This is a genomic window from Psychrobacter halodurans, from assembly GCF_017498075.1.
GTDB lineage: Bacteria > Pseudomonadota > Gammaproteobacteria > Pseudomonadales > Moraxellaceae > Psychrobacter > Psychrobacter celer.
In genome coordinates this window covers 66,550-92,002 of sequence record NZ_JAGBKN010000005.1, presented here as the reverse complement: position 1 = coordinate 92,002, position 25,453 = coordinate 66,550, and the positions used below count along the sequence as shown (strand labels likewise).

Sequence of the window (25,453 nt, the reverse complement as noted above, 5' to 3'; positions counted from 1 at the left end):
GATTTATTTGGATTCGACCATACTTGCTTATTAGTTGGCTGCTGTCCAGCCACTAGTAGGGTCAATGAGTGTATAATAAGAGCAGAAACTGCTAGAAAAGAGATCTACCATGCTCAGTATATTTTTATTAATTCCATTAAGTCTGATGCTGTTTGTGGTTGCCATTTGGGCGGTGCGTTATGCGGTCAAATCCAATCAATTTGAGGATTTAGACAATGCCTCTCAGCGCATCATTTTAGATGATCGGCAAGAGCGCCGCCAAACCATGCAGACTCATGAGCGCGCCACTACCCATCAGCAGACTGATGATTCAGATAGCGTATCGGTGCAACCACAAGACCGCGATAAACTTTGAACAATTAAGGCGTTAGTCATACACGGCTGGTAGTCCTTTGATATGGTGCTATTTGACGATCAGCCGTGTCATATCATTAGACCAACTTTTTACTATTTTTAGGAGTTACCCTATGACCACAGCGTTACTTGTTGCGGCATTACTAATGGGATTTTTTGGCTCACCGCATTGCTTGGGTATGTGCGGCGGACTGGTGACTGCTTTTGGACTGTCGATGAAAGATATTAGCCCAGCCAAGCGCCGCGCTCTTGTCTTTACTTATCATTTTGGTCGTCTGAGCAGTTATGCACTGTTAGGTTTGCTGGCAGGATTTATCGGTACGACGGTGTTAGAGCCACTTATGAAAGGCAATAGCTTGCCACGTATTTTATTGGGCTCAGTATTGGTCTTTGTTGGTGTGACCATGCTTGGCGCGCCTTTTTTAAATAAGCTTGAGCGCTTTGGTATGCGCTTTTGGCAATATCTCAGCCCGCTACGCCAAAAGGTCTTTCCCCTAAATACCTTTCCACGTGCATTGACAGCTGGTCTACTTTGGGGCTTTTTGCCTTGCGGTTTGGTATATGGCGCCCTACTCATCGCGGTGGTCGCTCACAATCCTTTGGGCGGTGCAGCGTTGATGTTTGTCTTTGGTCTTGGCACGGTGCCGATGCTGGTCGCCACCCATGAGACAGTCGGCTGGTTACGTGAAAAAATTGGCCGCTTTCATCTAAGACAGCTCAATGGCGCAATCATGGTGCTGTCTGGCTTGGCTGTCGTTGCTATCCCTATGGTCATGGCAAATATGCACGGTGGACACGGCGGTGGCCATGGGCAAATGGATCATGGTAGTCACTCGGCGATGATGTCTGATGCAGACAGCACAGGTCATCATGATATGAGCCAGATGGATCATGATATGACGCCAGCGATGGATAGCACAGTCGACCATAGTATGCATGATATGAGTGATGACGCCATGAGTCATCATGCACACCATGAGCCGTCTTCGTAGACATCATACATTTAAAAGTATCAACAGCTAAGGCTGGTCTTGATTTCGACATCATCGTATTTTACTAAGACACTTTAGCCAAAAGCCCTTAACCTCACCACTGAGATTAAGGGCTTTTTGTATGAATGCGTATCCTCAACTTAATTGCTAGGGCGTGCCCTCAATTCAATCGATAGCCATCTAAATGAGTTGGAAATAAGGACATGCCCGAGCCTAGACGACAAATATCGCCCTACTCCTGCCACTGCTCTAACGCAAATTTTGTATCCAGATGCTTTTCTAATGCTGGGATATTGAACGCATCATCTTCGCTGACAAAGCTAATACTAATGCCTGTCTGCCCAGCACGGCCAGTACGGCCAATACGGTGTACATAATCATCTGGTTGATCAGGCAAGGTGTAATTGACCACATGGCTGATATCATCGACATGAATCCCGCGACCTGCGACGTCTGTGGCGACCAAAATAGCAGCATGACCGTCTTTAAAACGCTGCAAATACTTCTCGCGTTTTTGCTGAATCACATCGCCCGATAGCATGACGACTTTATGAGATTGGCGCAGCTTATGATACAGACGTTTGACTTGGTCTTTGCGATTGGCAAATACGATAACTTTTTCGACATCGCTATCACTAATAATGCGCTGCAAGGCCGTCAGCTTTTGATCTTCTGTCAATAGATAAAAGTGCTGATCGACCAGCTCACTGGTTTTGTGCTCAGGCTCGATCTCAACAAACTGCGGCTCATGCAGCCAGCGATACGCCAAGTTCATCACATCTTGGTTGAAGGTCGCGGAAAAAAGAAGACTCTGACGATCAGTATTGGCAGGCATGCGCCCGACCAACCGCTTGATGTCGGGGATAAATCCCATATCCAGCATACGGTCTGCTTCATCGAGCACCAATACCTCAACGCGATCCAAAAACACCATGCCTTTATTGGCAAGATCAATCAGACGCCCTGGCGTCGCTACCAAAATATCCACGTACTGACGCTCAAGCTCATGCTGCTGGGTTTCGTAATTGGTGCCGCCCATGATACAGACGCTATGCAGTGAAGTATATTTGGTCAAGGCAATACAGTCATCAAATATCTGCTGAGCAAGCTCGCGCGTCGGTGCCATCACTACCGCACGTGGCTCTCCCAAATAACGCTCTTCGTCACTAGTAAAAGGCCGCTTTAACAGCGCCTCCATAATGGTCAATAAAAACGTGGCTGTCTTCCCTGTCCCTGTTTGGGCTTGGCCGATCGCGTCTTGATTGGCCAAAGTATGCGGCAATATCTTTGCTTGAATGGGTGTCAGCTCGGTAAAACCCAAATCACTGACGGCACGTAGGGTCGGATTTGATAACGGTAAATCCGTAAATTTCTTAAAATTACTCAAAAAAAATATCCTTTTAGATAAATAACTTATTATAAATAATCAGATGCTAATCGCTGATGAATGACTCACTCGCTATCTTCATAAGACCGTATATTTAACAGCCCATACACAGCGCATCGCGTAAGCACAAAAAAAGCCAAGCCCGGTATCGTATCTTACCCATGCCGATTTTTTAGCATAGGTAAGACCAGACGGGCTTGACTCAGTAGTATATCAGTAGTTTGTACAGACATTATAGCGAAACCGCCGTAATGACTGGATAGATTACTCTTCCATTTTTCTGACTTCTTCAGCCTGAAGGCCTTTTTCACCTTCTACCACACTGAACTCAACCTTTTCGCCATCTTTTAAAGAACGATAGCCATCACCTTGAATCGCACGGAAATGGACAAAAATATCTTCTCCGCTGTCACGTTGAATGAAACCAAAGCCTTTTGAGTCATTAAACCACTTAACGATACCTTGCTCACGAGCTGACATAATATTACTTCCTAAAAAAGTCCGCTTAGCCCCAACTTCCTTTGCAACATTGCATATAAACGGGGTCTAAGATTGTGAAATCAAAAACTTAAGAGTACTGTTCTAACCACTATCTTTAAGCTCAGCCTTTGAGTAGGCTTGTCTCATCGATAGTAACAAACGGTAATAGCAACAAACTTGCAAGAATTGTTGCATAAAAAATATCATAGCACGGGTTTTTAGCAACATAAAGACTTTTAACTTGCTTTTTGCTAATAAAAGAGATTTTTGCCGTAATTTTTTTATCGTCCGCGACCTAAGCTGGTATGATTAACCGATTTAATAACCAAAGAGACCACTATGTCCACCACCTCTTCTGTAGCCGCTACTCACTCTTTTGAGGCCAATCGCCCAAGCGCGCTTTCTTATAAATTATTGCTGGTCAACGGCGTCAATCTAAACCTACTCGGCAAACGTGAGCCTGAAATATACGGGCACACTACATTAGCAGAGATTGAAGAACGTTTGATCGCTCGCGCCGCCGAGCATGGCGTTGAACTGATATGCATCCAATCCAACCACGAAGGCCAACTCGTGGACGATATCCAGCACTACGGACTGCTTGCCGATCCAGCGGCGCAAGTTGATGCGATCATCATCAACCCTGCCGCCTTCACCCATACCTCCGTCGCCCTACGTGATGCACTATTGGCCACCCAAAAGCCCTTTATCGAGGTACATTTATCCAATATTCATGCGCGCGAACCTTTTCGCCAGCACTCTTACTTAAGCGATATCGCGGCGGGTGTGATCTGCGGTTTGGGACAGCAAGGGTATCAGATGGCCCTTGACTACTGGTTGACCCATACCTATTTGGTCAGCCAATGACTAAAGGATGCCTACGTTTTACGCGCTCGCTAAAAAAGTCGTCATACAAGGTTACCTTAGGCACACTAGTCAAACAGCAATCACTTGATTAAAATAATAAAATAACAGATGAGCACACAATCCACTACAAGGTGATATGAATGGCAAAAACCTCCGGAAAACGCTTTATGAAACTTGCTGGCATGACAGCAAGCATCGCCGGTAAAGCCGCTAAAAACTCATTTAAGCACCTATCAAGCGATGAAGAAAAACGCCTGCAAGCCCGCTCAGAGCTGATGCAAGATGTGGGGATTCAAATCGCTGAGACCTTGGGTGAGATGAAAGGTGCGGTGATGAAAGTGGGACAAATCGCCTCGCAATATAAAGACGTGTTTCCACCTGAGGTGGCAACGGCGCTAGAAAAACTCCAAAAAGACGCGCCGCCGATGCCATATACTCAGATACGCGCCCAGATTGAGCGCGAGCTAAAAGCACCAGTAGCAGAATTATTTAGTGAATTCGAAGAGACGCCGTTTGCTGCCGCCTCCATCGGGCAAGTACACAAAGCGGTGTTGCCATCGGGGCAAAGAGTCGTCGTCAAGGTTCAATACCCCAATGTCGATGAAAACTGCGACAGTGACCTCAAACAAGTGCGTATGGCGCTTAAAATCGCCGGCGTACTCAATATGAGCAAACAATTGCAAGAGCAGCTGTTTCATGAAATACGCCAAAGCCTGCACGATGAGCTAGACTATATTAAAGAAGCGCACAATCTGCGCGTGTTTGGGGCGTTTCATGCAGAGGATACGGGTATTATTATTCCCAAGGTCATCAGCAGCCACTCGACCAAGCGAATCTTGACCCTGACAGAAGAGATGGGCGAGACGCTTAGTGTCGCGGCAACATGGGATAATGATATCAAGCAAAAAATCGCCAAGCGTTTGTTTCATTTTACTGCAGGCCAGCTGTTTGAATTATACCGTATGCACTGCGACCCACATCCTGGCAACTTTGCCTTTCGGGAAAATGGTAGCGTCATCGCCTATGATTTTGGCGGCATTCGTAGCTATAGTGACAGCGAGGTGCAGCTGTTTAAGCGCTTTGCCCAGCATGCCATCAAAGGTGATGTTACAGCCCTTGAGCAAGACTTAATCGCCCTAGATATCCGCCGCGATGATGACAAACACATCCCGGGTGAATTTTATGCAAAGTGGCTGTCTATCGGGCTAAAACCTTTATCCATTTCACCTTATCATAAAGGCGCTTTTGATTTTGGCAACAGTCAAGTACATCATGAAGTCATCACGCAGATGCGTACTTCCTTAAAGTATTTTGGCCAATTTCAGCCGTCTGCGATGACCATGATGCTGGACCGAACGGTATCTGGCCAATATTGGAACTTGGTCAACCTAGGCGTGATTATCGACTTATCACCGCTCGTCGATGACTATATAAAGCTTTGATTTATATAGCTTTGACTTCCTCCCCGCCCTAAATGTGCAGCGCATGCCCGCAGCGATCACAAAAGTCGGCACCGACTGCATGTCCAAACTTACCACAGTTTGGACAGGTCACAGGGTTGAGCTGCGGGCGCATATTACGCGCCAGCTCCGAGGTAAAAATCCCTGTCGGCACAGCAATAATAGAGTAACCTGTAATCATGACCATGGTCGCAATGGCTTGACCCAGCGGCGTTTTGGGCGACATATCACCATAGCCGACCGTGGTCATGGTGACAACCGCCCAATAGATGGACAGCGGAATACTGGTAAAACCATTCTCCGGCCCCTCGACCACATATATGATCGAGCCGAAAATCGTCACCAACAGCACCAAAGATAAGAAAAACACAGTGATTTTTTGTTGGCTGGTGCGCAGCGCTGATGCCAAAAACCCCGCTTGCTGCATATAGGCCTTGAGCTTGAGGACACGAAACACACGTAAGATACGCAACACACGTATCACCAGCAGATACTGGACGCCGACAAACATCAAGCTTAAATAGCTTGGCAACACCGACAATAAATCGACAATACCAAAAAAACTAAAAGCATAGCGCAAACGATTGGGCGCTGAAAACAATCTCAGCGCATACTCAATGGTGAACAAAATGGTAAAAAACCACTCTGCGTACAAAAACAATATGCCATACTGCAAGCGCATATAGAGCACACTGTCGAGCATGACCACCGCCACACTCGCCAAAATCGCAATCAACAACACAATATCAAACAGCTTACCCAAACGGGTATCAGTCCCTTCGATAATAATATGAATGCGGTTACGCAAATGGGTAATGGCTTCAGCGGTTGGTTGCTTCATAGAGTCAGTAACATCATAGAGTCAGTAGCGCTATCAACCCAAAGGCGACAGGCTGCCAATGAATTAAAATGCGCAGGATAAGGGCAAGTTGGTCAAACGACACAAAACTGGTTTATAATATTGCTCACTTATAGCAATCAATACAATCTATAAGTTGCCACAGTGTAACAAAAAAGCACTATCAACGACATACAAATCGTTCATGTGCCAGTAGTTCTACTACCTTGAATAGACAGACCAATCATATAATAAAAACAGATGATGTAGTAATAAATGGTTGTTATTCACCGTTTTTTCGCTCAACCAATAACACGCAAAACTTAAGGATGTCATATGGCAGGCCATTCAAAATGGGCAAACATCAAACACCGTAAAGCTCGTCAGGATGCGGTAAGAGGCAAGGTATTCACCAAAGTGATTCGTGAGATCGTCTCAGCCGCCAAACAAGGTGACCCTGATCCTGATAAAAACCCTCGCTTACGTGCCGCTATCGAAAAGGGTCTATCGGTGAACATGACCCGCGATACCATCAATCGCGCTGTTGATCGCGGCACAGGCGGCGGCGATAACGAAAACATGGAAGAAGTCAGCTACGAAGGCTATGGCGTCGGCGGCGTGGCGGTATTGGTCGAGACCATGACCGACAACCTCAATCGAACCGTCAGCGAAGTCCGTCATGCTTTTACCAAATACGATGGCAATCTTGGTACCTCAGGCTCAGTGGCTTATCTGTTTACCAAGCGCGGCGAGATTACCTTTAATGATACAAGCTTAGAGGACGAGGTCATGATGGCGGCGCTGGATGCTGGTGCCTTAGATATCGAAAATGATGGCGAGAGCTTGATGGTCATTACCGAGTGGGAAAGCTTTGGTCAAGTCAAAGACGCGCTCAATGCCGCAGGTTTGGTCTCTGACAATGCAGAAGTGACCATGTCACCCTCTACCACCGCTGAGATAGATAACGTCGAAGATGCCGAAAAGGTCATGAAAATGATCGACATGCTCGAAGACATCGACGACGTCCAAGAAGTCTATAGTAATGTGAGCTTCTCCGCTGACGTCATGGCACAGCTCGAGCAGTAGTTTTCACTATACAAAATAGCCTTCACTATACAAATAATAAAAAAGAGGCCAAACGTATTTAGCGTTTGGCCTCTTTTTATATGGCTTACCCTTTATAACTTATCCTTTCTAGCGCCAGTAAATGCGCTTTTTTGTCCAGACCGCCAGTATAACCGCCAATTTTACCATCGCTTGCAATCACGCGATGACACGGCACGATAATACTAAAAGGGTTTTTGCCATTGGCATTGGCAACCGCGCGAAAGCCTTTTGGGCTGCCCACTCGCTTTGCTAGCTCAGCATAGCTGATGGCCTCACCATAATTGATGCCTTGCAAAGCCTGCCACACCCGCTGCTGAAACTCGGTGCCCAAACTCATGTCTAGCGGCAAATCAAAGGTTTGCCGCGCGCCGCTAAAATACGCGGTTAGCTGCGTGATGGTGTCAATAAGTAGCGCTTGAGCTGGCTTATTTTTGCTTAGGCTATTTTTTGCGATAAAGCTAAAGTCTTTATCACAAAGACCATGATGTTTTTTTAGCTTAGCAATGGACTTTGAAGAGTGCCAACTGTCCCCAGCTTGTAGCCAGTTGACCTCCACCAACCTAGGCCTATCCTGCGCGTGCCCATTCGCAATCAATGCGACTCGATGCGATGCAAATACCGCTTCAGTGACTATCATGATGCCTCCTTGCTCCTACTGATACGCTCACTCGTTTTGGGTCATCACTATTTTGCTTGTTCACCCAAATCATGCTAGCAGTGCTACACTTTGTCATCGGTCTCAAACAAAGCGGCGACAAACTGCTTAGGACTAAAGGCACGCAAGTCATCAATCGACTCTCCCACGCCGATATAGCGAATCGGCACGTCCGTTGTTTCAGCGATATTAAAGACCACTCCGCCTTTGGCCGTACCGTCTAGTTTGGTGACGGTGATCCCAGTCAATGGTACAACTTTATTAAACAGCTCGACTTGATTGATGGCGTTTTGTCCGGTGCCTGCATCAAGGACGATCATGCCTTCGTGCGGCGCGCTAGGATCAGCTTTTCGCATGACACGCACTACCTTTTCAAGCTCCGCCATCAAATGAGTCTTGTTTTGCAAGCGCCCAGCCGTATCAGCGATTAACACATCGATGTTTTTGGCTTTGGCCGATTGCATGGCATCAAAAATCACCGACGCACTGTCAGAGCCATGACCCTGTGCCACGACTGGTATGTCGTTTCGCTCACCCCAGATTTGCAGCTGCTCGGTGGCTGCCGCGCGGAAGGTATCACCTGCCGCGAGCATGACAGATTTACCCTCGCCTTGTAGACGCTTGGCAAGCTTACCGATGGTGGTGGTTTTTCCGACACCGTTGACGCCGACCACCAAAATAACAAAGGGTTTTTTGCTGGTGTCAATAAGCAGCGGTGCAACCTTTGGTGTTAAGATATCAACCAGCTCATTTTGTAGCGCTTTATAAAGGGAGTGGGCATAAATCAAGTCACCACGGTCGGTCTGCTCGGTGAGACTTTTGATGATACGATTGGTGGCATTGACCCCTATATCGGCGACCAGTAGTTGATCTTCAACCTCTTCTAACAGTTCATCATCGATCTCCTTGCCGCCGATCAAAATACTAACCATGCCTTCGGCTAGGTTTTTACGTGACTTACTTAGCCCCGTTTTCATACGGTTAAACCAGCTGCCTTTTTTCTTGTCTTCTGCCGCCTCTGCTGCTTCAGATGTAGGCTGACTGGCTGCTGACGTACGAGTCGCACTAACACTTTGGCTATCGCCTAGTTTTTCTTGCAATGGCATGGCCGGGATAGTGGAAACAGTACTGGGCTTAGGCTGCGGCGGTGCTGATACGGCGTGATCACTGGTGTTATTATCACTCTCTTTAGCATCATCGACCGCGTGCTCATCCGTTTCAGTATGCGTCGTCGATGTGTGACTGATGTCACCTTGCTCATCAAGCGTCACAATGGGCGCGCCTAAAGCGACATTATCTGCACTATCTGCCGCAGAGCCATTTGTAATCGCAGTTGTGTCCTTCTGCGCTGTGTGAGGATCCTCTTGATGTTCAGGCTCATCGATAATGGGCACCGATTGCGCTGGCAGACTGGGTAAGGTAATATCATCGTCATCTAAATCGTCTAGATCGCCATCTAGATTGATGACCACACGACTGCTATTATTTGGGTTGTTCATAAGCTTGCCCTAAAAGTTGTTGCTATCAATAATTTGATTATTTTAAATGGTTTGGTATGTAATCCGTTTTCGCTATCGACGAATCCCAGCGTGGCGGATTATTTTGGTCTAGTTTAGCATAATTACAAGTGCGCTCTGCCCTACCATATCGGACAATCGATAAATGCCTTGGGTGTGAGGATTCAGGCGTGATGCCAAGTAAGTTTGGCTTAAGGTTTGGACACAAAAATCCGACCTTATATCTCCCAGACTTCGCCTACTCTACAGAGTCTTATTTAAAGATTGCCTTATCCAAACACAGTCATCTTTCATCATTATTTTTGGAAACAATTATGTCACTACATTCTTATCATAAACGCTTGAGCAAAAAAATCACCAGCATCGGTTCGGCATTATTATTGACGAGCATCGCCTTCTCGATGACTGGGTGTAGCACGACTCAAGAAATCAAGCCGACTGCCAGCGTCATGGTTGGGGCGCACAAGTCTATCTAACTGCGTGCTTTTTCGCCATGAATCATACGTCTGATTGATTGTTTTTTGTCTGTTTATTTGCTGCCATTTTATATAAGTAGAAGCTACCATGTCACTGCCCTTTTTATCGTCTGTACCCTCTGCGCCTTTATCTGCTCTATCATTACGCATCGCGTGTGCGCTAGCGTTGGCAACAACCCTAAGTGCTTGCCAAACCAGTGCTATCAGCCCACCTTCATCAGCGGCGACACCGCTTAGCGAAACGCAAAGCCAAGCAGGCCAAAAGACCGATAACAGCGCCCAACACGCTAGTCGTTCTCAGAGTGCATCGGCCTTGAGTATGGACATGTCAGGCCGCCATGAGTACCAGTTAAAAAACGGTTTAAAAGTGGTGATTAAAGAAGACCACCGCGCTCCTGTCGTGATGACACAGGTTTGGTATCGCGTTGGCTCGGCAGACGAGCCGGTCGATAAAGGGGGCATCTCGCACCTGCTTGAGCATATGATGTTTAAAGGCACAAGCGATGTATCAAGCGATGACTTTGAGCGCTTGATTGCCAAGTTTGGCGGGGTCAATAATGCCTTTACCAGCTACGACTACACCGGTTATTACGAGCTGTTCCCAGCCAACCGTTTTCCGCTAGCGCTTGAGCTAGAAGCTGACCGTATGAAAAACCTTATATTCAATGCAGATGAGTTTGCCAAAGAGCATCAGGTGGTGATGGAGGAGCGCCGTCAGCGTACTGATGACAACCCGCTTGCCAAAGCTTACGAATCATTTCGTTTGCTTGCGCTGCCTGATAGTCCAAAGGGCGAGTCGGTCATCGGCCCCATGGATGAGCTGGCGTCTATCACGTTGCCTGATTTAAAAGACTGGTACAAAACATGGTATGCACCAAACAACGCCACGTTAGTCATCGTCGGCGATGTACAGCCAAAAGATGTATTGACGCAGGTGCAGCGCTACTTTGGGCAGCTAACGCCAAGTCATCTACCCAAACGCCCAGCTGTCAGACAACCAGGCTTTCGCGGCTACCAAAAAGTCGACTCTGAGCAAGCCGTACAAGTACCCGTCTTGCTGATGGGTTATAACGTCCCAAGCCTTGTGACTGTAGATAAAAACGATGAAAAACAAGCCTATGCGCTCTCGCTCGCTCAGGACGTCCTAGATGGTGGCCTCTCTGCCCGTCTAGAGAGCCGCTTGATACGTGAGCAGGGTCTACTGACCACAGTCGGCACGTCCTATGATCTGTTAGATCGCGGTGACGGGTTGTTTTTGATTCAGGCAACACCGCGCGAAGGCGTCAGCTTAGCACAAGCTCAGCAAGCCATTATCGATGAGATAGAAAAACTAAAAACCGACCCCATCGCCACCGATGAAATCAGTCGCGCTAAGACCAACACCGTCACAGGCCTTATCTACGCGCAAGATAGCATGGAGGGTCAAGCACGTATGATTGGCTCACTACAATCTATCGGGCTCGACGATCGGCTACTGGCCGAGCTACCAAGCAAGCTTGACAACATCACAGTACAAGACATTCAGGCGGCGAGCAAAAAGTATCTGGTAAAAAACAACTTGACTGCGATGCATATCATACCGCCCAAAGAGACTGAGCGAGAAGGGTCCGTGCAAGAAAAGCTTGGACAACAAGACGCTACAGATAAATAAGCCTCAATCAGTCGCCTGCCAAATACATGATGAATAAGAAGAAAACCATGAGCCATACTAGTGATTTATTGCAAGTAATCAAAAGACCCTTCAGCTATAAACTGTCACAGCTTAGCAGCGGGGTATTATTGAGCCTGACCACACTGGTCATGCCAGCGCAAGCAGAGTCTACAGCCACAGAAGAAAACCGCAGCACTGCAATCGTCGATACCAGCGCGCCTATTGCCGCCTTATCTAAGCTCAGCAGTTTGGATAAGGCGGCGCCTTTAACCGTCACTGTCCCAGCGATTGAGCAATTTACGACCAGCGCTGGTGTGCCCGTGCGCTTTGTCCAAACAACCGCGCTGCCCATCGTCGATATCGATCTACGCTTTAACGCCGGTAGCGCCCGCGATATTAGCATACGCAAAGAAGGTTTTGGCATTGCCAATATGACCGCCACCATGCTGACACAAGGCGCCAAGCACTTAGATGAAACGGCGTTTACACGAGCCGTTGAGACCTTAGGCATCAATCTGAGTAGCCGCGCCTACAAAGATATGTTTATTGTTTCGCTACGCAGCTTATCGGATGATGTGCACTTATTGCCAGCTGCCGACTTGATGACGCAGATGCTCACCGAGCCTGCTTTCAATGATGAAGTATTGGCACGAAACAAAGCACGCTTGCTGGTCGGCTTACAACAGCAAAAACAAGACCCAAGCAGCCTGGCGAGCATTGCGTTTAGTCAAGCACTATACGGCGATCATCCTTATGCGCACCCTTCAGTTGGCACCCTTGAGACCGTACCAAACATAGACAAACAGCAGCTTATCGATTTTAAAAACCGCTATCTGGTCGCGGCCAATGCCTCTCTTGCTATCACGGGTAACCTCACCTTGGCGCAAGCAAAAAAACTGGCTGAGGACATTACCACCACACTGCCCTCCGGTCAGCCTGCGCCTGAGCTTGCCGAGCCAAAGCCCCTCACCCAAGCCAAGCATATTCATATACCCTTTCCCAGCACACAAACCACGGTGCTAATGGGGCAACTGGGTAGCAAACGCGCGACCAACCCAAAAGAGCAGCAGCAGCAAACCAACTTTGCCATCGGTAATGACATATTGGCAGGCGGTGATTTTAACGCTCGCCTGATGACTGAAATCAGACAAAACCTTGGCTACACCTATGGTATCTCAGGCGCTATGAATCCGATGCTAACACGCGGCCCGTATCAGATTGGGTTTTCGACCCGCAATGACAAAGCGCGTGCAGCCATTGATTCAAGCCTAGCGGTTATTCAAGAGACTTTGGATAATGGTCTTACCCATGATGAGATACGTCTGACCAAAGACAGCCTAAAAAACAGCTTTCCGATGGGCTTTGCCAGCAATGCAGGCATCAATGGTTTACTGGGTATGATGAACTTTTATCAACTACCAAACAGCTACCTAGACGATTATGTCAATCGTATCGATCAAGTACAGCTCGCTGGCGTCAATCAAACCCTACGCGATACATTGCAGCCTGATGATTTTTTGATTGTCACTGTCGGGCAGGTAGATCCTTGGCAAGACAAGCAGGCTAAAAAATAGCGCCAAATACCTCTCGGTGATAAAACAAACCGCCGTAAAAAATGGACGATGCCATGTGGTATCGTCCATTTTTTATTTCATGTTTTATGACTTAGATTCTATGATTGAGCGCTATTAATGTACATCAGAGACAGTAACGGCAACATCATAAACCAGATTTTCAGGTTTATACGTCGCGCCATTGTAGCTTAAGCGAATCACATGCTTATCATAAGAGCCGACCTGATAATCACCGTTGGCAAAATTATGCAGCGTTGGGACGATAAGCAAAGCTTCTAGCTGACGATTGTCTGTTTGCACAGCAATCACTTTCCCCTCTCTTGCATACAAAAAATAATCGCAGTAATCATCGACCATGACTTCAGCGGTACGCTCGACTACCGGACTGCCTACCTTTTCTTGGATAAGCTTTGGGCAGACATCAGAGCGACCAGAGGCCAATCTGGCATAAGAGTTTCTAATATTGTCTTTAATCTCTTGGGCATTTTGCTCAGCTTTGGCTTTATTGTCATTCATGACTGCTTTGTCTGCCCCTGCCGCGCCGTTTTCAGAGAAGCTCTCTGAGCTACAAGCACTGACGGCCAAAAGCAATAAAAAACTGACACCAAAAAACGTTAAATGTATATTACTTGACTGCCAAAACCCTGTCTTCGATTTATCAATCATGGCAGTTGCCACTGTGGTTATATACCGCTTTTTCATAAATCCCGCTTGTCATAAACGCCTGTTGTTACCTTATTTACCCAACAATATTTACCCAATAATATGGCATGATCAATCAATCAAGCATGCGCCACTTATCGCTATTGTATCAGCACTATTATAACGGCTTTGGCCGAAATTTATTAGGCTCTGTGCTCCCTTAGGTAAAACGGTCGTTTTTCTTGAGCTAATAGCGACATGATGAGCTACTACTGGCATGATTAAAGCCCCATTTTCGGTAGCCGTCGGTATCTAGGTGAATCGCCCCTGTGGCATATAGCCCTAACCCAAAGTTGTGCGCTTCTCCTTGATAGTGCCAAAACTGACACAGGCCATCTTGCATGGTGCTCAGTCGCCACAGATCGTCTTGGTATTCTGGCACCCAAATATCTATGGCACTTGCATTCATGTGTTTACTACTCGCAGCACCGCCGGCACACTCATTGAGCCCAGGGCTGCGATATACCGACCGTATTTCACTGGTGGCAGGCAATACACCTTGATGCTTGAGCTCGCTATATAATCGCAACGTCGGTACGATATTTGCCCACAGCTCTTGCGGTGGCAACTGGTAGGGCTCATAGCCACACTTGCTCCAGCTGCGTGCTGTGGTGAGTAGCTGCGACAAAGGCGGTACGTTTTGAGCGCCAACGCGAGCGCTGAGATAACGCTGATAATCAGCCACTTGACGGGCGCGGTAGCTGTTGCTATTGAGCCATGCATGAAAATCCATACTAGAAAAATCACGATAGGCATTATTGTAAGTATTGCGCGCGGTGTTATAGCGATTGTTGGGGGACGTATAGCTAGGTGGACGCTGCTTGATATTGACACGCTTGTTTTCTTGTATGGACAAGCTCGACTCAAAATCACGCTGTTTTTGAGCAATCAAGCTTTGCATACTGTCGCCCGATACGGCATTCGCGCCGCTGAGCATGGTCACGCCCGGACTATGATTAGAGTCACTGTTGTTAACATAAGCATTTGCCGTGCTGCTACCGTGTCTGACTTGAATACGGCGCTCACTATCGTCACTTATAATAACGGCATGAGTAGTGATACTGCTGGCACCTAGCATGAGAGCCAGCATAGGCTGATAAATTTGCCTATAGAGAGATTTTTTTGTATGAGTCATCGCAAGAAACTGCCGCTAAAAACGTTTTATCGATACTATCAAATTTTCAACAAGCAGGCTAAACTATCGCTTCTAAATAGAGGTCAAAAATTTACAAATAACACTTATGCTTAATAGTTTTATAATTACGTGACTTTATTGCTTATGTGTTACCTTATATACGGTAGGCTATCGATACTAAGACAACATCGTTAGGTTTGATGTCTTATTTTTGGCTCCCCCATTTTTTATACCAATTGTCAGCCCCACTTGCCTATGTCTTCTAACCCGCAATACCGTTTTTCACGTCAGAGCCATCATTTAGGCCAAGGTCATGCACCGACGCTGTGGCAACGTATTCATATCGACCCCTGGCTGACCCTCTTGTTATTGACGGTCTGCTGTATTGGCTTGACGATTTTGTACAGCGCCGCCGGTCAGGACGTGGACATGGTCATCCGTCAAGTGGTCAGTTATGGTGTGGCGTTTGCTGTGATGTTTACCATGGCGCAGATCCCTCCTAGCGTTTATCGAACCTTTACGCCCATCTTTTATGTCTTAGGGCTTATCTTATTGGTGTTGGTTGATATCATTGGTGAAGTTCGGATGGGTGCTCAGCGCTGGATTAACCTTCCAGGGTTCGGTAGCGTGCAGCCCTCAGAGTTTATGAAGCTTGGGATGCCGATGATGTGTGCTTGGTTTTTGTCCAAGCGTGACCTGCCGCCCTCTTTTGCAAGCATTATCATTACCTTAGCCTTGATTATGGTTCCGGTGTTGTTGATCGCAAAAGAGCCAGACCTAGGCACATCGTTATTGGTCGCGGCCAGTGGGATTTTTGTGTTGTTTTTAGCTGGTCTGTCTTGGCGGCTGATTTCCGCGGCTGCCATTCTTGCCGTACCTTTTGTGGCCATTGCATGGAATTTTTTATTGCACGATTATCAGCGGACGCGTGTCATGACGCTGCTAAACCCAGAGGCAGATGTCCAAGGCGCTGGTTGGAACATCATACAGTCCAAAACCGCTATCGGTTCAGGCGGACTCACTGGTAAAGGCTACCTTGAAGGCACGCAGTCACATCTGCATTTTTTACCAGAAGGTCATACAGACTTTATCATTGCTGCATTCTCAGAAGAGTTTGGCTTGCTTGGTGTATTACTGCTAATGTTTATTTACTGCTGCCTGCTGTCACGGGCGTTATATATTGCCTTCACGCATCCTGATATCTATAGCCGGCTGCTGGCTGGCGCCATCGCCATGTCGTTTTTTGTGTATATATTCGTCAACGTTGGCATGGTTGGCGGCTTATTACCCGTGGTTGGGGTGCCGTTGCCATTCATCAGTTATGGCGGTACAGCCATTGTCACCTTGATGGCAGGCTTTGGCCTACTGATGTCTATTCATACGCACAGACCAAGCTAAGACTACGTTCACCTATCGCATAATCCAACATTTCTCCTCAATTATCCTCTAGTACCAACCCATAGTTGGTTGGTACGGATAGATATTAATCCTTGTTTTTTACAAATAATTGCGTTACCCTCTTTTTATTGCCCTATGATACATAACCCGTACATAGGTGCTAAAAAACTTTGCATTCAATTATATTTTGGTTGTAGCTCAGCCGTATAGTTAGCGACTTGTAGATTGCAGGCTTGCAAAGACACTACTTAATTAACGGTTTAATAACAAAGTTACACTTAACACTTCTCAAACCCTTGATTAAGTTAGCAATGTGCCTTATATATTTGGCATCGTCTTTTCTCCTAAGATCGTTATCGTTTAAATCAAGTATGTATCGTTAACCATCCTTTGAGCGTTTCATAAGTAGTTAGGTCTAAAAACCACTTATGATAATGACATAAAATTAACGTATATCAATACCTAGAAAGCCTTTGGTTGTCATCAATATATATCGTGATGAGAAGGCTTTGGAGTGCTCGATACCGCTGGATTGGTCCAACGTTGTAGCGCTCCATCTAAACCTCAGAATAATAGAGTTAGGTTTTGATGTATAAGTTATCGAGGTATCTATGAATAAGCGTTTATCTGGTTTACTGACTGTGTCAGCTGTTTTGTTCGCTGGCTCTGCAGCGGCGACTCATGCAAACGCTGCTGAAGCAAAAACCAATCTTGCCATGATTTCGCAAGACAACGCCGCCCATATCGATCGCGTCTTAAGTGAGCTTAGCCGTCAGCATGACGGCGCATCAAGCTTGGTTAAGTCAGCACGCAAGCCAACATCGTTGGCACTAAGCAGCTCATTACTGGCCAGTGATACCACAGAAGTCAGCAACGACGAAGATGTATTAGAGCGTCTCACTGCCGTGGCTTCTAACTCTGTGAGCAAATTTAAACAAACAGGGCTTGCCTCTTGGTATGGTCGTAAGTTTCATGGCCGCAAAACAGCCAGCGGCGAAACTTTTGACATGAATGGTTTGACTGCTGCTCACCGTTCTCTACCTTTGAACTGCTATGTCAAAGTAACCAATAAAACCAATGGCAAAAGTGTCGTGGTTAAGGTGAACGACCGTGGCCCATTCCATGGCAATCGAGTATTAGATTTATCTTATGGCGCTGCTAAGCGTTTAGGCATTACCAATAAAGGTGTCGGTAACGTATCAATCGAGCGCGTTGCAGGACCCTAATACTGGTTTGATATTTAGTACATAGCACTAAAAAAGCACCCAACTTGAATAAGTTAGGTGCTTTTTTTATTTTAAAGGTCACTCATAGCGCCTGCTCGAGAAAAACTCCCCTCATAACTCAAAAGCACTTTCGATGGCATCATCTAGACGCTCCACCGCGATGACGTTAATTCCTTTAAACTGCGCCGCACCTTTTGCAGGCGCATTGGCCTTAGGAATAATGGCATGCTTAAAGCCATGCTTCATGGCTTCTTTGAGCCGTTCTTGGCCATTGGGTACGGGACGGATTTCACCTGAAAGACCCACCTCACCAAACACCGCTAGCGAAGACGGCAAAGCGCGCTCTTTGATACTTGACGCGCACGCAAGTAATACCGCCAGATCAGAGCCTGTTTCTATCACTTTGACCCCGCCGACGACGTTGACATAAACGTCTTGACCGCTGGTATGGATGCCGCCATGACGATGCATCACTGCCAGCAGCATCGATAAACGCTGAAAATCTAACCCCAATGCCATGCGCCTAGGCGATCCTTGTGAGTCGTCCACCAATGCCTGCACCTCAACCAATAGCGGTCTTGTGCCTTCGCGGCTGACCATCACCACTGAGCCTGCAACCGGCTTGTCGTAACGGCTCAAAAAAATCGCTGAAGGGTTCGCCACTTCTTTGAGACCTAAATCCGTCATACCAAAGATACCCAGCTCGTTGACTGCGCCAAAACGGTTTTTGACTGCGCGAATCATTCGAAAACGAGAGTCTGACTGCCCCTCAAAGTACAGTACCGTATCGACCATGTGCTCAAGTACGCGCGGGCCCGCAAGAGTACCCTCTTTGGTCACATGACCGACCAAGAATAACGCGGTACCTGTCTGTTTGGCATAACGGGTCAACATCGCGGCTGACTCTCGAATCTGACTGACGCCGCCCGGTGCCGAGCTAATGGCGTCGGTATAGATGGTCTGAATAGAGTCAATAATCGCAATCGCCGGCTGCTCTTGGGTCAATGCAGCACAGATGGTCTCTACATTGGTCTCCGCCAATACTCGCAATCTATCGGCTGGCAGCTCTAAGCGTTTGGCACGCATAGCGACCTGAGCCAATGATTCTTCGCCCGTCACGTACAGCGCACTACCCGCCAACGAGTCGGCGCGCGCCATATTGGTCGCTGTCTGCAAAAGAATGGTTGACTTGCCGATACCAGGATCACCACCGATCAGCACCACTGAGCCTGCGACCAAGCCGCCACCTAGTACGCGATCGAACTCGCTGATACCTGTCGGCAAGCGTGTATCCAGTGTGACGCTCACCGCATTGAGTGGCATCACCGCACTATGCGTCCCTGAGTAATTGCCGGTCGCGGCAGTACTGGCCGTACGAGGAGTGCCACGGCTGGCCGTAGATTTTGCCGCGCTTTTGTTATGATGCGGCATGCTGACATTTGGGGCTTCGACCAGAGTATTCCATTCACTACAATCGCTACACTGCCCTGCCCATTTACCAAAATGCGCACCGCAGCTTTGACAAACATAACTGCTCTTATTTTTTGCCATAATTTATGAGCCTTTTTTAGGTGTTTGATTGATAATACCAATAACCTGAGTACCTAGCCCCCATCATGGTAAAAAAGTATGAAAGATGGTTGGTTTATACTTGAAAGTCTTTACCCAAGTATACTGATTTCACCAACTCATTTTCTAGCACTTCACAAGAGGTACCTTCAGCGATAATGGCACCTTCGGAGACGATATAGGCTTTTTCGCAGATGGCCAGTGTGTCTCGCACATTATGGTCAGTAATCAGGACGCCGATACCGCGATTTTTTAGGGTCAAAATCACATCTTTGATATCGCCGACAGAGATAGGATCTACCCCAGCAAACGGCTCATCTAACAAAATAAACTTCGGGTCAGCCGCAAGAGCACGGGCAATCTCACAGCGGCGGCGCTCACCACCAGAGACGCTCATGCCCAAAGATTTGCGCACATGCTCTAAATGGAACTCACCAATGAGTTTTTCAAGCTCTTGGCGCTGCTGAGCGGCACTTAGTTCTGTCCGCGTCTGTAAGATCGCCAAAATATTGTCTTCGATAGAGAGCTTACGAAATATTGAAGCCTCTTGCGGTAGATACCCAATACCTGCCCGCGCACGCTCATGCATGGCGTATTTGGACAGATCCATCTTACCGAGTGTCACGCGGCCTTTGTCCATATTGACCAGCCCGACTACCATATAAAAACTGGTGGTTTTGCCAGCACCGTTCGGGCCTAGCAGTCCCACCACTTGTCCTTGTTCGACAGAAAACGAGACGTCCTTGACTACCCAGCGCTTTCCATAGCGCTTACCCAAGTTTTGCATAGACAGTCGGGTGCTTGAGACCGAGGCTTGCTGGGCGACTACAGGGTCAATACTTTGATTATCACTCATAACTTACTCATGTTTTGCAAAATTCAGGCACGACAACAAAAGCTGCCTTGCCGTCTAACGTATACCACTTTGGCTGCTGTTGGCATTGGGCGGAAACACCAGCTCTACGCGCTGATTACCACCGGCAGTGGCCTCAACATCGCCGGCTTTTAAGCTATAACGAATGACATTTCCTGCAAAACTTGCGCCGTTTTGCACCAGTCTGGCATTGCCAGTCAGCGTGATGATGCCAGTGACGGCATTATAATCAATCTTATTGGCTTGACCTTTTGCTAGGCCTTTTTCTCGTGTCACGATTTGCTGCATCGTCGCTGGTCGGCCGGTCGCCACTGCAGAGTTGATACTGCGCTGCTGAGATAGGTTGACCGTGATATTATCTGCGGTCATCTTAAAAGTCCCTTGAGTAATAATCACGTTGCCTGCATAGCTGGTGACCCCTGTACGCTCGCTATACGTGGCCTTGTCTGCCAATAGTTTGATCGGCTGGTTGGCATCTGATGGCAGAGCGTGGCTATAAAGCGGCAGCGCAACCAGCATGAGCATCGGTAGCGCGCGCAGCGTAGACAAAAATTTAGGTTTCATAAACATCACTCGTCTTATAATAGATAGGAGGACTTGCCGCCAACTGGGTTCTTTCAATGAGCTCTTTAAATGGGTACTATAAAGAGCCACTTTAAATCGGCTCTTTAAAACAGTGCCTTGTCCTGACGCTGAGCTGGCGTAAAGGCGACCGCTACTTGCCCAAATTCATAATCGCCAGTCTCAAGATTGGCTGTCATAGTGGCCGCTTCAAAACGGTTTGCCCCTTGCTCGATTTTCACAGGTGCTTCGCTATACACTTGTCCTGATTTGGTATTGCCCTTTAGCGTACTGCCCGTTACCTTGATAGGCTCGACCTCTTTATCCGGATTGCCTTCACTGATGAGGGTAAAACCGCCAGACAAGCTAAGCTCCCCTGTCTGCTGGCTGATAGCGGCACTCCCCGCCTCAATACGATAGCGCTGCTCGGCAGATGGTTCCCAGTTCATGGTAATACCGGACATCTCATCGAGATTGGTCACAGGGTTGTGGGTCAATGATTCGGCGGTCAGTTCGTATTCTGTCTCGCCTTGCTCGTTGGTCTGTACAGCCTTGATGTCCGTTGCTTCATAGTCGACATCGGTCGCTTCCATACTGACCGGCGGGGTTATCTCGCCTTGCTGCTGAAAGAACCAACCAGCGATACCAGCGATAATCAATGCCAGAACGATTAATACACGTGTATTCACAGTCCCTCATCCCCAGTTTGCGTTTGCTCAAGTGTATAATGCGCTATAAAACCCTGATAGTGCCCATGACCCTTTAAAATCAAATCGCATATCTCGCGTACCGCGCCTGTGCCACCCGCTCTCGTTGTCACCATGTCGCTGCGTTTGATAACCTCGGCATGAGCATTAGGGACAGTGGCGGCAAACCCTACGGTTTGCATCGCTTTGATATCCGGTAAATCATCGCCCATATAGGCACAGTCTGCTGCTGTGATGTTGAGCGCAGGATCCAGCATCGCTAACAACTCAGTCAATGCAATCAGTTTATCATCACGACCTTGTACGACATAATCCACACCCATCTCACGGGCGCGCTTGTCGACCATAGGACTGCTGCGCCCTGTGATAATGGCAGTCAAAATACCATAGCGTGCCAACGACTTGACGCCGACGCCATCTTGTACAGAAAAAGCCTTGGTCTCGGTGCCATTGGCATCATAAATGATTTGACCGTTTGATAAGATACCATCGACATCCATCACCAAAAGTTTGACTTTCCCTGCTTTTTTGATTAAGTCTTGCATGATATCTCTCTTTTATTATGTTATAGATAGTGATTAAACTGCATGCCCTTTAGCGGCTAATGATCTTGGTTTTTGTTTAGTGGCGCTTTGTGTTACCCACTGTACTTTTCGCAATAAAAGTTATTTTACACCAGCCTTTAGTAGATCATGCAAGGTGATGATGGCCTCTAAGCGGTCTTGCTCATCGATGATAAGTAGCTGACTGATGCCGTTTTCGTTCATCACGCTTAGCGCATCCGATGCTCGCATGGTCTTACTGACACGGCGAGGATTACTGACCATCACCTCATGCATCGGTGTTTGTAAATCAATGCCTTTTTCTAAGCCACGGCGCAAATCCCCGTCGGTAAAAACGCCAACCACTCTATCGCTATCATCAATCACCACCGTCATACCCAAACGCCCAGCTGACATCGTAAAGAGGGCGTCTTGTAAAGGCGCTTGCTGATGAATAAGCGGCAAGTCTTCAGACTTGGTGTGCATCAAGTCTTCCACGCGCGTCAGTAGCTGGCGACCAAGCGCGCCTGCTGGATGTGACAACGCAAAATCTTCTGAGGTAAAATTACGCGCATGTACCAACGCCACTGCCAACGCATCACCTAATGCCAACGTCGCTGTGGTACTAGAAGTCGGCGCTAAATTCAGTGGGCAAGCTTCTTGCGACTTGCCGAGTGTCAATACGATGTCCGCTGAACGGGGTAGCATGCCACGCTTATCACGGCTGATACTGATCAGCGGAATCTCTAGACGCTTGACCACGGGAAGTAGCATCTTGATCTCATCTGACTCGCCAGAGTTGGAGATGGCGAGCAGCACATCGCCTTTGACCAGCATCCCTAAGTCGCCATGCCCTGCCTCGCCTGGGTGCATAAAAAACGCAGGCGTACCAGTCGAGGCAAAGGTCGCCGCTATCTTGCGCCCGATCAGTCCCGACTTACCCATCCCCGTCACCACCACACGGCCCTGACAGGCCAAAATAATATCGCAGGCTTGGGCAAATCGATCATCTATCTGCTCTGTCAACAAGGCCAACGCAGAAATTTCCGTATTGATGGCTTCAATAGCAGTGCTGATAAATTGCTCGTGGGTGAGATTGCTTTGGGTATTACTCATGGATCCGCTCTATTGTTATCATGAATCAACTGTCTATTTTACTATACTATCGTCAATATTAATAATATCTTCAAACGTACTGAGAGGCGCGGGTATTAGAGTATCAACGCCCCATTGCTTGTAAAAGTATAAAAACCATATAAAAAAAACCTACTATAAAGCAGGTTTTAATTCTATCAATCATATCGCATCGCGGCGTTTACCCTGTACTAAGCCGCCTAGCCGTTATCGTCGTGAGACCCTTCGTCTGTGGGCGATTCAAAGCCGCGATCTTGACCAAATCCACCGCGCTCAAACCCACGATCTTGACCAAAGCTACCACGCTCAAACCCGCGATCTTGGCCTTGACCAAAGCCGCCACGGTTAAAACCGCTACGACTCGAAGCAAACCCACGCTCTTCAAAACCGCCGACACCCGCAGGGTTGCCGCCTCGTTCAAACCCGCCGCCTTGATAACCAGTTGGACTAACGCCTTGTGTTTGACTACCCGTGCCAGTAGTACTGCTACGTGGGTTGCGTGCTGGCACTACTGTTGAGATGGCATGCTTGTAGACCATTTGGCTGACCGTGTTTTTGAGCAGTACCACGTATTGATCAAACGATTCGATTTGACCTTGCAGCTTGATACCATTAACCAAAAAGATAGAGACAGGAATGCGATCTTTGCGCAGCGAATTCAAGAACGGATCTTGTAAAGTTTGTCCTTTTGACATGAAGTCTCTCCTAAATATTATATAATTATGTTTTGAGCGCCAATTATTTTAAGTGTGGCTTTCATTATAATGGCTGAAGATAGATACAATGATACGCTTTCATCAAACGCATCCAAATAAACACGCATGCTATGTGAGTTATTCTACTTTATCGCGAATACATCTTTATTGTAAATAATTAAGTAACCACTTGTTTCATAAAGGCTTTCTATAAACAAAGGTCAGTCAATATCCATAAAGACCGCAATAATTAGGCAATTCCCACTAGTTTACTAGGTTTAAATTATAACAGTTATCTACATTATATTTTGAAACTAATTGTCATTATTTTTTACATATTGATAAAACATGCGTTAATACAAGTAATCTCTGACGTGGGCCATGGTATCAAATGTCTGTAGCGTGATTGGATGAACGGCTTGTCGATCACTAGGATGGGCAAGCGAGTGCGCGTCATTGACCCGCGTATCAGACAGAGCGGGCAGCTGCGTGAGCTTACGTAGCCATGTGTACTGACGCTTTGCCAATTGCCGAGTGGCGTATAATGCCTTATTTTGCATTTGCTGACAAGCAAGCCGCGCACGCTCACTGGCAGAGACAGCCGCTTGATCTTGTGATGACGGGGTTAAAAAAGCATCATAAAATAGCGCTTTGTCCAAGTGGCTGTGCTCAAAGACTGGGTGGTCAATCTGGACGAGATACTCTAGCACTTGCCGATAGCCAACGCAGCGCATCGAGGGCATGTTAGGCGTTAACGAATGACGCTCAAGCAGGCCTAGGACTTCAGCGACTAGCCCTTCTTGCCACATGATATCCAAGCGCTGCTCGATGCGCTGATGTAACCACGAGCGATCTGGCATGATGGCCAGCGCATGCCATTGTTGGTCTGTATTGTGCGCGAGGGCTTGTTTGGGCTGCTGCTGCCAGTCACTGATCGCTGTATCCGTTTGCAGATACACCTCGACCGCGCGAGTGATACGCTGCGTGTCAGTGGCATTGAGACGCCGATGACTGATCGGATCCACCTTTTCCAAATAGCCATACAGCGCATCGATACCGTCCTCTTGCCGCCACTGCTCTACGCGCAGGCGTACTGCCTCATCACTATCCGGCACAGGTGAGAGCCCATCTAGCAGCGCCATGTAATACATCATGGTACCACCGACCAGTAGTGGGATTTTGCCGTTTTGATGACAATCTTCAATCAGCCGCGCCACATCACTGACAAACTCCGCGACGCTATAGCTTTGCACAGGATCGATAATATCGACCAAATGATGCGGATAACGCGCCAGCTCCTTTATTGTGGGCTTGGCGGTTCCGATATTCATCTCACGATATATCAGCGCTGAGTCCACTGAGATTAGCTCATAGCGTCCTGTGTCGTATAGCTCATACGCTAGCGCTGTCTTGCCACTGGCGGTAGGCGCCATCAAACACACCACGCTGTTGTCCGCCAAATTGGGATTTAAGCGATAAGACGAGCTATCAGAGGAGAGTTGCATAAAACGACCTTTATAAATGATTTTTATATAAATTGTGAGCCAACGCC

General features: G+C 47.5%; 25 protein-coding genes. 10 read left to right on the top strand and 15 right to left on the bottom strand.

Features of this window, described 5'->3' with window-relative positions; translation table 11 throughout:
• The first annotated feature begins 109 nt into the window (after window positions 1-109).
• Complete coding sequence (gene ccoS / locus J3491_RS03740) at window positions 110-355, top strand: cbb3-type cytochrome oxidase assembly protein CcoS (protein ID WP_100749694.1); 246 nt, start codon at window positions 110-112, stop codon at window positions 353-355.
• Window positions 356-467: 112 nt separating this feature from the next.
• The gene (locus J3491_RS03735) at window positions 468-1,346 is read left to right on the top strand and encodes a sulfite exporter TauE/SafE family protein (protein WP_192992919.1); all 879 of its coding nucleotides are present in this window, start codon (window positions 468-470) and stop codon (window positions 1,344-1,346) included.
• A 232-nt stretch (window positions 1,347-1,578) separates the two neighbouring features.
• On the opposite strand, the gene J3491_RS03730 is transcribed toward J3491_RS03735, so the two are convergent.
• Together J3491_RS03730 and J3491_RS03725 are read right to left on the bottom strand one after the other, a co-directional pair.
• Complete coding sequence (locus tag J3491_RS03730; protein WP_207969262.1) at window positions 1,579-2,733, bottom strand: DEAD/DEAH box helicase; 1,155 nt, start codon at window positions 2,731-2,733, stop codon at window positions 1,579-1,581.
• Between the two features lie 264 nt (window positions 2,734-2,997).
• Window positions 2,998-3,213 (bottom strand): cold-shock protein, encoded by a 216-nt coding sequence (locus J3491_RS03725; protein ID WP_075100936.1) that lies wholly within the window; start codon window positions 3,211-3,213, stop codon window positions 2,998-3,000.
• A gap of 339 nt (window positions 3,214-3,552) precedes the next feature.
• Here J3491_RS03725 and aroQ point away from each other — a divergent pair, with 339 nt between their 5' ends.
• Together aroQ and J3491_RS03715 are read left to right on the top strand one after the other, a co-directional pair.
• Complete coding sequence (gene aroQ / locus J3491_RS03720) at window positions 3,553-4,080, top strand: type II 3-dehydroquinate dehydratase (protein WP_207969261.1); 528 nt, start codon at window positions 3,553-3,555, stop codon at window positions 4,078-4,080.
• 140 nt (window positions 4,081-4,220) lie between these two features.
• Window positions 4,221-5,522 (top strand): ABC1 kinase family protein, encoded by a 1,302-nt coding sequence (locus J3491_RS03715; protein ID WP_207969260.1) that lies wholly within the window; start codon window positions 4,221-4,223, stop codon window positions 5,520-5,522.
• A 28-nt stretch (window positions 5,523-5,550) separates the two neighbouring features.
• Here J3491_RS03715 and J3491_RS03710 read toward each other — a convergent pair whose 3' ends face one another.
• Window positions 5,551-6,381: an ion transporter gene (locus tag J3491_RS03710; protein ID WP_075100939.1), complete on the bottom strand. Its 831-nt coding sequence runs from the start codon at window positions 6,379-6,381 to the stop codon at window positions 5,551-5,553.
• Window positions 6,382-6,714: 333 nt separating this feature from the next.
• Here J3491_RS03710 and J3491_RS03705 point away from each other — a divergent pair, with 333 nt between their 5' ends.
• Window positions 6,715-7,464, top strand: a complete 750-nt coding sequence (locus J3491_RS03705) for a YebC/PmpR family DNA-binding transcriptional regulator (RefSeq protein ID WP_075100940.1) — start codon at window positions 6,715-6,717, stop codon at window positions 7,462-7,464.
• 85 nt (window positions 7,465-7,549) lie between these two features.
• Here the strand turns inward: J3491_RS03705 and J3491_RS03700 are convergent, their stop codons facing one another.
• Together J3491_RS03700 and ftsY are read right to left on the bottom strand one after the other, a co-directional pair.
• A complete protein-coding gene (locus tag J3491_RS03700) occupies window positions 7,550-8,122 on the bottom strand; it encodes a methylated-DNA--[protein]-cysteine S-methyltransferase (RefSeq protein ID WP_207969259.1) in 573 nt (190 codons plus the stop codon).
• An 83-nt stretch (window positions 8,123-8,205) separates the two neighbouring features.
• Window positions 8,206-9,255 carry a signal recognition particle-docking protein FtsY gene (gene ftsY / locus J3491_RS03695; RefSeq protein WP_424108343.1) on the bottom strand — a complete coding sequence of 350 codons (1,050 nt, stop codon included), beginning with the start codon at window positions 9,253-9,255 and terminating at the stop codon, window positions 8,206-8,208.
• Between the two features lie 716 nt (window positions 9,256-9,971).
• Between ftsY and J3491_RS03690 the strand changes: the two genes are divergently transcribed.
• From J3491_RS03690 to J3491_RS03680, 3 genes are all read left to right on the top strand, one after another.
• Complete coding sequence (locus J3491_RS03690) at window positions 9,972-10,133, top strand: hypothetical protein (RefSeq protein WP_172953096.1); 162 nt, start codon at window positions 9,972-9,974, stop codon at window positions 10,131-10,133.
• 88 nt (window positions 10,134-10,221) lie between these two features.
• On the top strand, window positions 10,222-11,784 hold the full coding sequence (locus J3491_RS03685) for a M16 family metallopeptidase (protein ID WP_207969258.1): 1,563 nt from the start codon (window positions 10,222-10,224) through the stop codon (window positions 11,782-11,784).
• A 47-nt stretch (window positions 11,785-11,831) separates the two neighbouring features.
• Window positions 11,832-13,358, top strand: coding sequence for a M16 family metallopeptidase (locus tag J3491_RS03680; RefSeq protein WP_243456091.1), 1,527 nt, complete (start codon window positions 11,832-11,834; stop codon window positions 13,356-13,358).
• A 114-nt stretch (window positions 13,359-13,472) separates the two neighbouring features.
• On the opposite strand, the gene J3491_RS03675 is transcribed toward J3491_RS03680, so the two are convergent.
• Both J3491_RS03675 and J3491_RS03670 read right to left on the bottom strand, forming a co-directional pair.
• The gene (locus tag J3491_RS03675) at window positions 13,473-14,060 is read right to left on the bottom strand and encodes a hypothetical protein (protein ID WP_207969256.1); all 588 of its coding nucleotides are present in this window, start codon (window positions 14,058-14,060) and stop codon (window positions 13,473-13,475) included.
• A 187-nt stretch (window positions 14,061-14,247) separates the two neighbouring features.
• The gene (locus J3491_RS03670; RefSeq protein ID WP_243456089.1) at window positions 14,248-15,150 is read right to left on the bottom strand and encodes a D-Ala-D-Ala carboxypeptidase family metallohydrolase; all 903 of its coding nucleotides are present in this window, start codon (window positions 15,148-15,150) and stop codon (window positions 14,248-14,250) included.
• Between the two features lie 300 nt (window positions 15,151-15,450).
• On the opposite strand from J3491_RS03670, the gene rodA reads away from it, so the two are divergent.
• Window positions 15,451-16,593, top strand: a complete 1,143-nt coding sequence (gene rodA, locus J3491_RS03665) for a rod shape-determining protein RodA (RefSeq protein ID WP_207969254.1) — start codon at window positions 15,451-15,453, stop codon at window positions 16,591-16,593.
• Window positions 16,594-17,204: 611 nt separating this feature from the next.
• Window positions 17,205-17,819 (top strand): septal ring lytic transglycosylase RlpA family protein, encoded by a 615-nt coding sequence (locus J3491_RS03660; RefSeq protein WP_075100948.1) that lies wholly within the window; start codon window positions 17,205-17,207, stop codon window positions 17,817-17,819.
• A gap of 111 nt (window positions 17,820-17,930) precedes the next feature.
• Here J3491_RS03660 and radA read toward each other — a convergent pair whose 3' ends face one another.
• From radA to miaA, 8 genes are all read right to left on the bottom strand, one after another.
• A complete protein-coding gene (gene radA, locus J3491_RS03655) occupies window positions 17,931-19,370 on the bottom strand; it encodes a DNA repair protein RadA (RefSeq protein WP_207969253.1) in 1,440 nt (479 codons plus the stop codon).
• 94 nt (window positions 19,371-19,464) lie between these two features.
• Complete coding sequence (gene lptB / locus J3491_RS03650) at window positions 19,465-20,175, bottom strand: LPS export ABC transporter ATP-binding protein (RefSeq protein ID WP_243456105.1); 711 nt, start codon at window positions 20,173-20,175, stop codon at window positions 19,465-19,467.
• 123 nt (window positions 20,176-20,298) lie between these two features.
• A complete protein-coding gene (lptA, locus tag J3491_RS03645) occupies window positions 20,299-20,826 on the bottom strand; it encodes a lipopolysaccharide transport periplasmic protein LptA (RefSeq protein WP_100749759.1) in 528 nt (175 codons plus the stop codon).
• A gap of 104 nt (window positions 20,827-20,930) precedes the next feature.
• Window positions 20,931-21,512, bottom strand: coding sequence for an LPS export ABC transporter periplasmic protein LptC (gene lptC / locus J3491_RS03640; protein WP_075100951.1), 582 nt, complete (start codon window positions 21,510-21,512; stop codon window positions 20,931-20,933).
• Window positions 21,509-22,075 (bottom strand): KdsC family phosphatase, encoded by a 567-nt coding sequence (locus J3491_RS03635; RefSeq protein ID WP_207969251.1) that lies wholly within the window; start codon window positions 22,073-22,075, stop codon window positions 21,509-21,511. Before J3491_RS03635 ends, lptC begins: the two co-directional genes overlap by 4 nt.
• Before the next feature lie 120 nt (window positions 22,076-22,195).
• Complete coding sequence (locus J3491_RS03630; RefSeq protein WP_075100953.1) at window positions 22,196-23,188, bottom strand: KpsF/GutQ family sugar-phosphate isomerase; 993 nt, start codon at window positions 23,186-23,188, stop codon at window positions 22,196-22,198.
• 218 nt (window positions 23,189-23,406) lie between these two features.
• Entirely contained in the window at window positions 23,407-23,901 is a 495-nt protein-coding gene (hfq, locus tag J3491_RS03625; RefSeq protein ID WP_207969250.1) for an RNA chaperone Hfq, read from the bottom strand.
• A 353-nt stretch (window positions 23,902-24,254) separates the two neighbouring features.
• Complete coding sequence (gene miaA, locus J3491_RS03620) at window positions 24,255-25,406, bottom strand: tRNA (adenosine(37)-N6)-dimethylallyltransferase MiaA (RefSeq protein ID WP_207969249.1); 1,152 nt, start codon at window positions 25,404-25,406, stop codon at window positions 24,255-24,257.
• Window positions 25,407-25,453 lie beyond the last annotated feature (47 nt).

Excerpts from the sequence above, each read along its gene's own strand:
- ccoS (WP_100749694.1), top strand. The coding sequence starts at position 110 with ATGCTCAGTATATTTTTATTAATTCCATTAAGTCTGATGCTGTTTGTG.
- J3491_RS03735 (WP_192992919.1), top strand. The coding sequence starts at position 468 with ATGACCACAGCGTTACTTGTTGCGGCATTACTAATGGGATTTTTTGGC.
- J3491_RS03725 (WP_075100936.1), bottom strand. The coding sequence starts at position 3,213 with ATGTCAGCTCGTGAGCAAGGTATCGTTAAGTGGTTTAATGACTCAAAA.
- aroQ (WP_207969261.1), top strand. The coding sequence starts at position 3,553 with ATGTCCACCACCTCTTCTGTAGCCGCTACTCACTCTTTTGAGGCCAAT.
- J3491_RS03715 (WP_207969260.1), top strand. The coding sequence starts at position 4,221 with ATGGCAAAAACCTCCGGAAAACGCTTTATGAAACTTGCTGGCATGACA.
- J3491_RS03710 (WP_075100939.1), bottom strand. The coding sequence starts at position 6,381 with ATGAAGCAACCAACCGCTGAAGCCATTACCCATTTGCGTAACCGCATT.
- J3491_RS03705 (WP_075100940.1), top strand. The coding sequence starts at position 6,715 with ATGGCAGGCCATTCAAAATGGGCAAACATCAAACACCGTAAAGCTCGT.
- J3491_RS03700 (WP_207969259.1), bottom strand. The coding sequence starts at position 8,122 with ATGATAGTCACTGAAGCGGTATTTGCATCGCATCGAGTCGCATTGATT.
- J3491_RS03690 (WP_172953096.1), top strand. The coding sequence starts at position 9,972 with ATGTCACTACATTCTTATCATAAACGCTTGAGCAAAAAAATCACCAGC.
- J3491_RS03685 (WP_207969258.1), top strand. The coding sequence starts at position 10,222 with ATGTCACTGCCCTTTTTATCGTCTGTACCCTCTGCGCCTTTATCTGCT.
- J3491_RS03680 (WP_243456091.1), top strand. The coding sequence starts at position 11,832 with ATGAGCCATACTAGTGATTTATTGCAAGTAATCAAAAGACCCTTCAGC.
- J3491_RS03675 (WP_207969256.1), bottom strand. The coding sequence starts at position 14,060 with ATGAAAAAGCGGTATATAACCACAGTGGCAACTGCCATGATTGATAAA.
- J3491_RS03670 (WP_243456089.1), bottom strand. The coding sequence starts at position 15,150 with ATGCTGGCTCTCATGCTAGGTGCCAGCAGTATCACTACTCATGCCGTT.
- rodA (WP_207969254.1), top strand. The coding sequence starts at position 15,451 with ATGTCTTCTAACCCGCAATACCGTTTTTCACGTCAGAGCCATCATTTA.
- J3491_RS03660 (WP_075100948.1), top strand. The coding sequence starts at position 17,205 with ATGAATAAGCGTTTATCTGGTTTACTGACTGTGTCAGCTGTTTTGTTC.
- radA (WP_207969253.1), bottom strand. The coding sequence starts at position 19,370 with ATGGCAAAAAATAAGAGCAGTTATGTTTGTCAAAGCTGCGGTGCGCAT.
- lptB (WP_243456105.1), bottom strand. The coding sequence starts at position 20,175 with ATGCAAAACTTGGGTAAGCGCTATGGAAAGCGCTGGGTAGTCAAGGAC.
- lptA (WP_100749759.1), bottom strand. The coding sequence starts at position 20,826 with ATGAAACCTAAATTTTTGTCTACGCTGCGCGCGCTACCGATGCTCATG.
- J3491_RS03635 (WP_207969251.1), bottom strand. The coding sequence starts at position 22,075 with ATGCAAGACTTAATCAAAAAAGCAGGGAAAGTCAAACTTTTGGTGATG.
- J3491_RS03630 (WP_075100953.1), bottom strand. The coding sequence starts at position 23,188 with ATGAGTAATACCCAAAGCAATCTCACCCACGAGCAATTTATCAGCACT.
- hfq (WP_207969250.1), bottom strand. The coding sequence starts at position 23,901 with ATGTCAAAAGGACAAACTTTACAAGATCCGTTCTTGAATTCGCTGCGC.
- miaA (WP_207969249.1), bottom strand. The coding sequence starts at position 25,406 with ATGCAACTCTCCTCTGATAGCTCGTCTTATCGCTTAAATCCCAATTTG.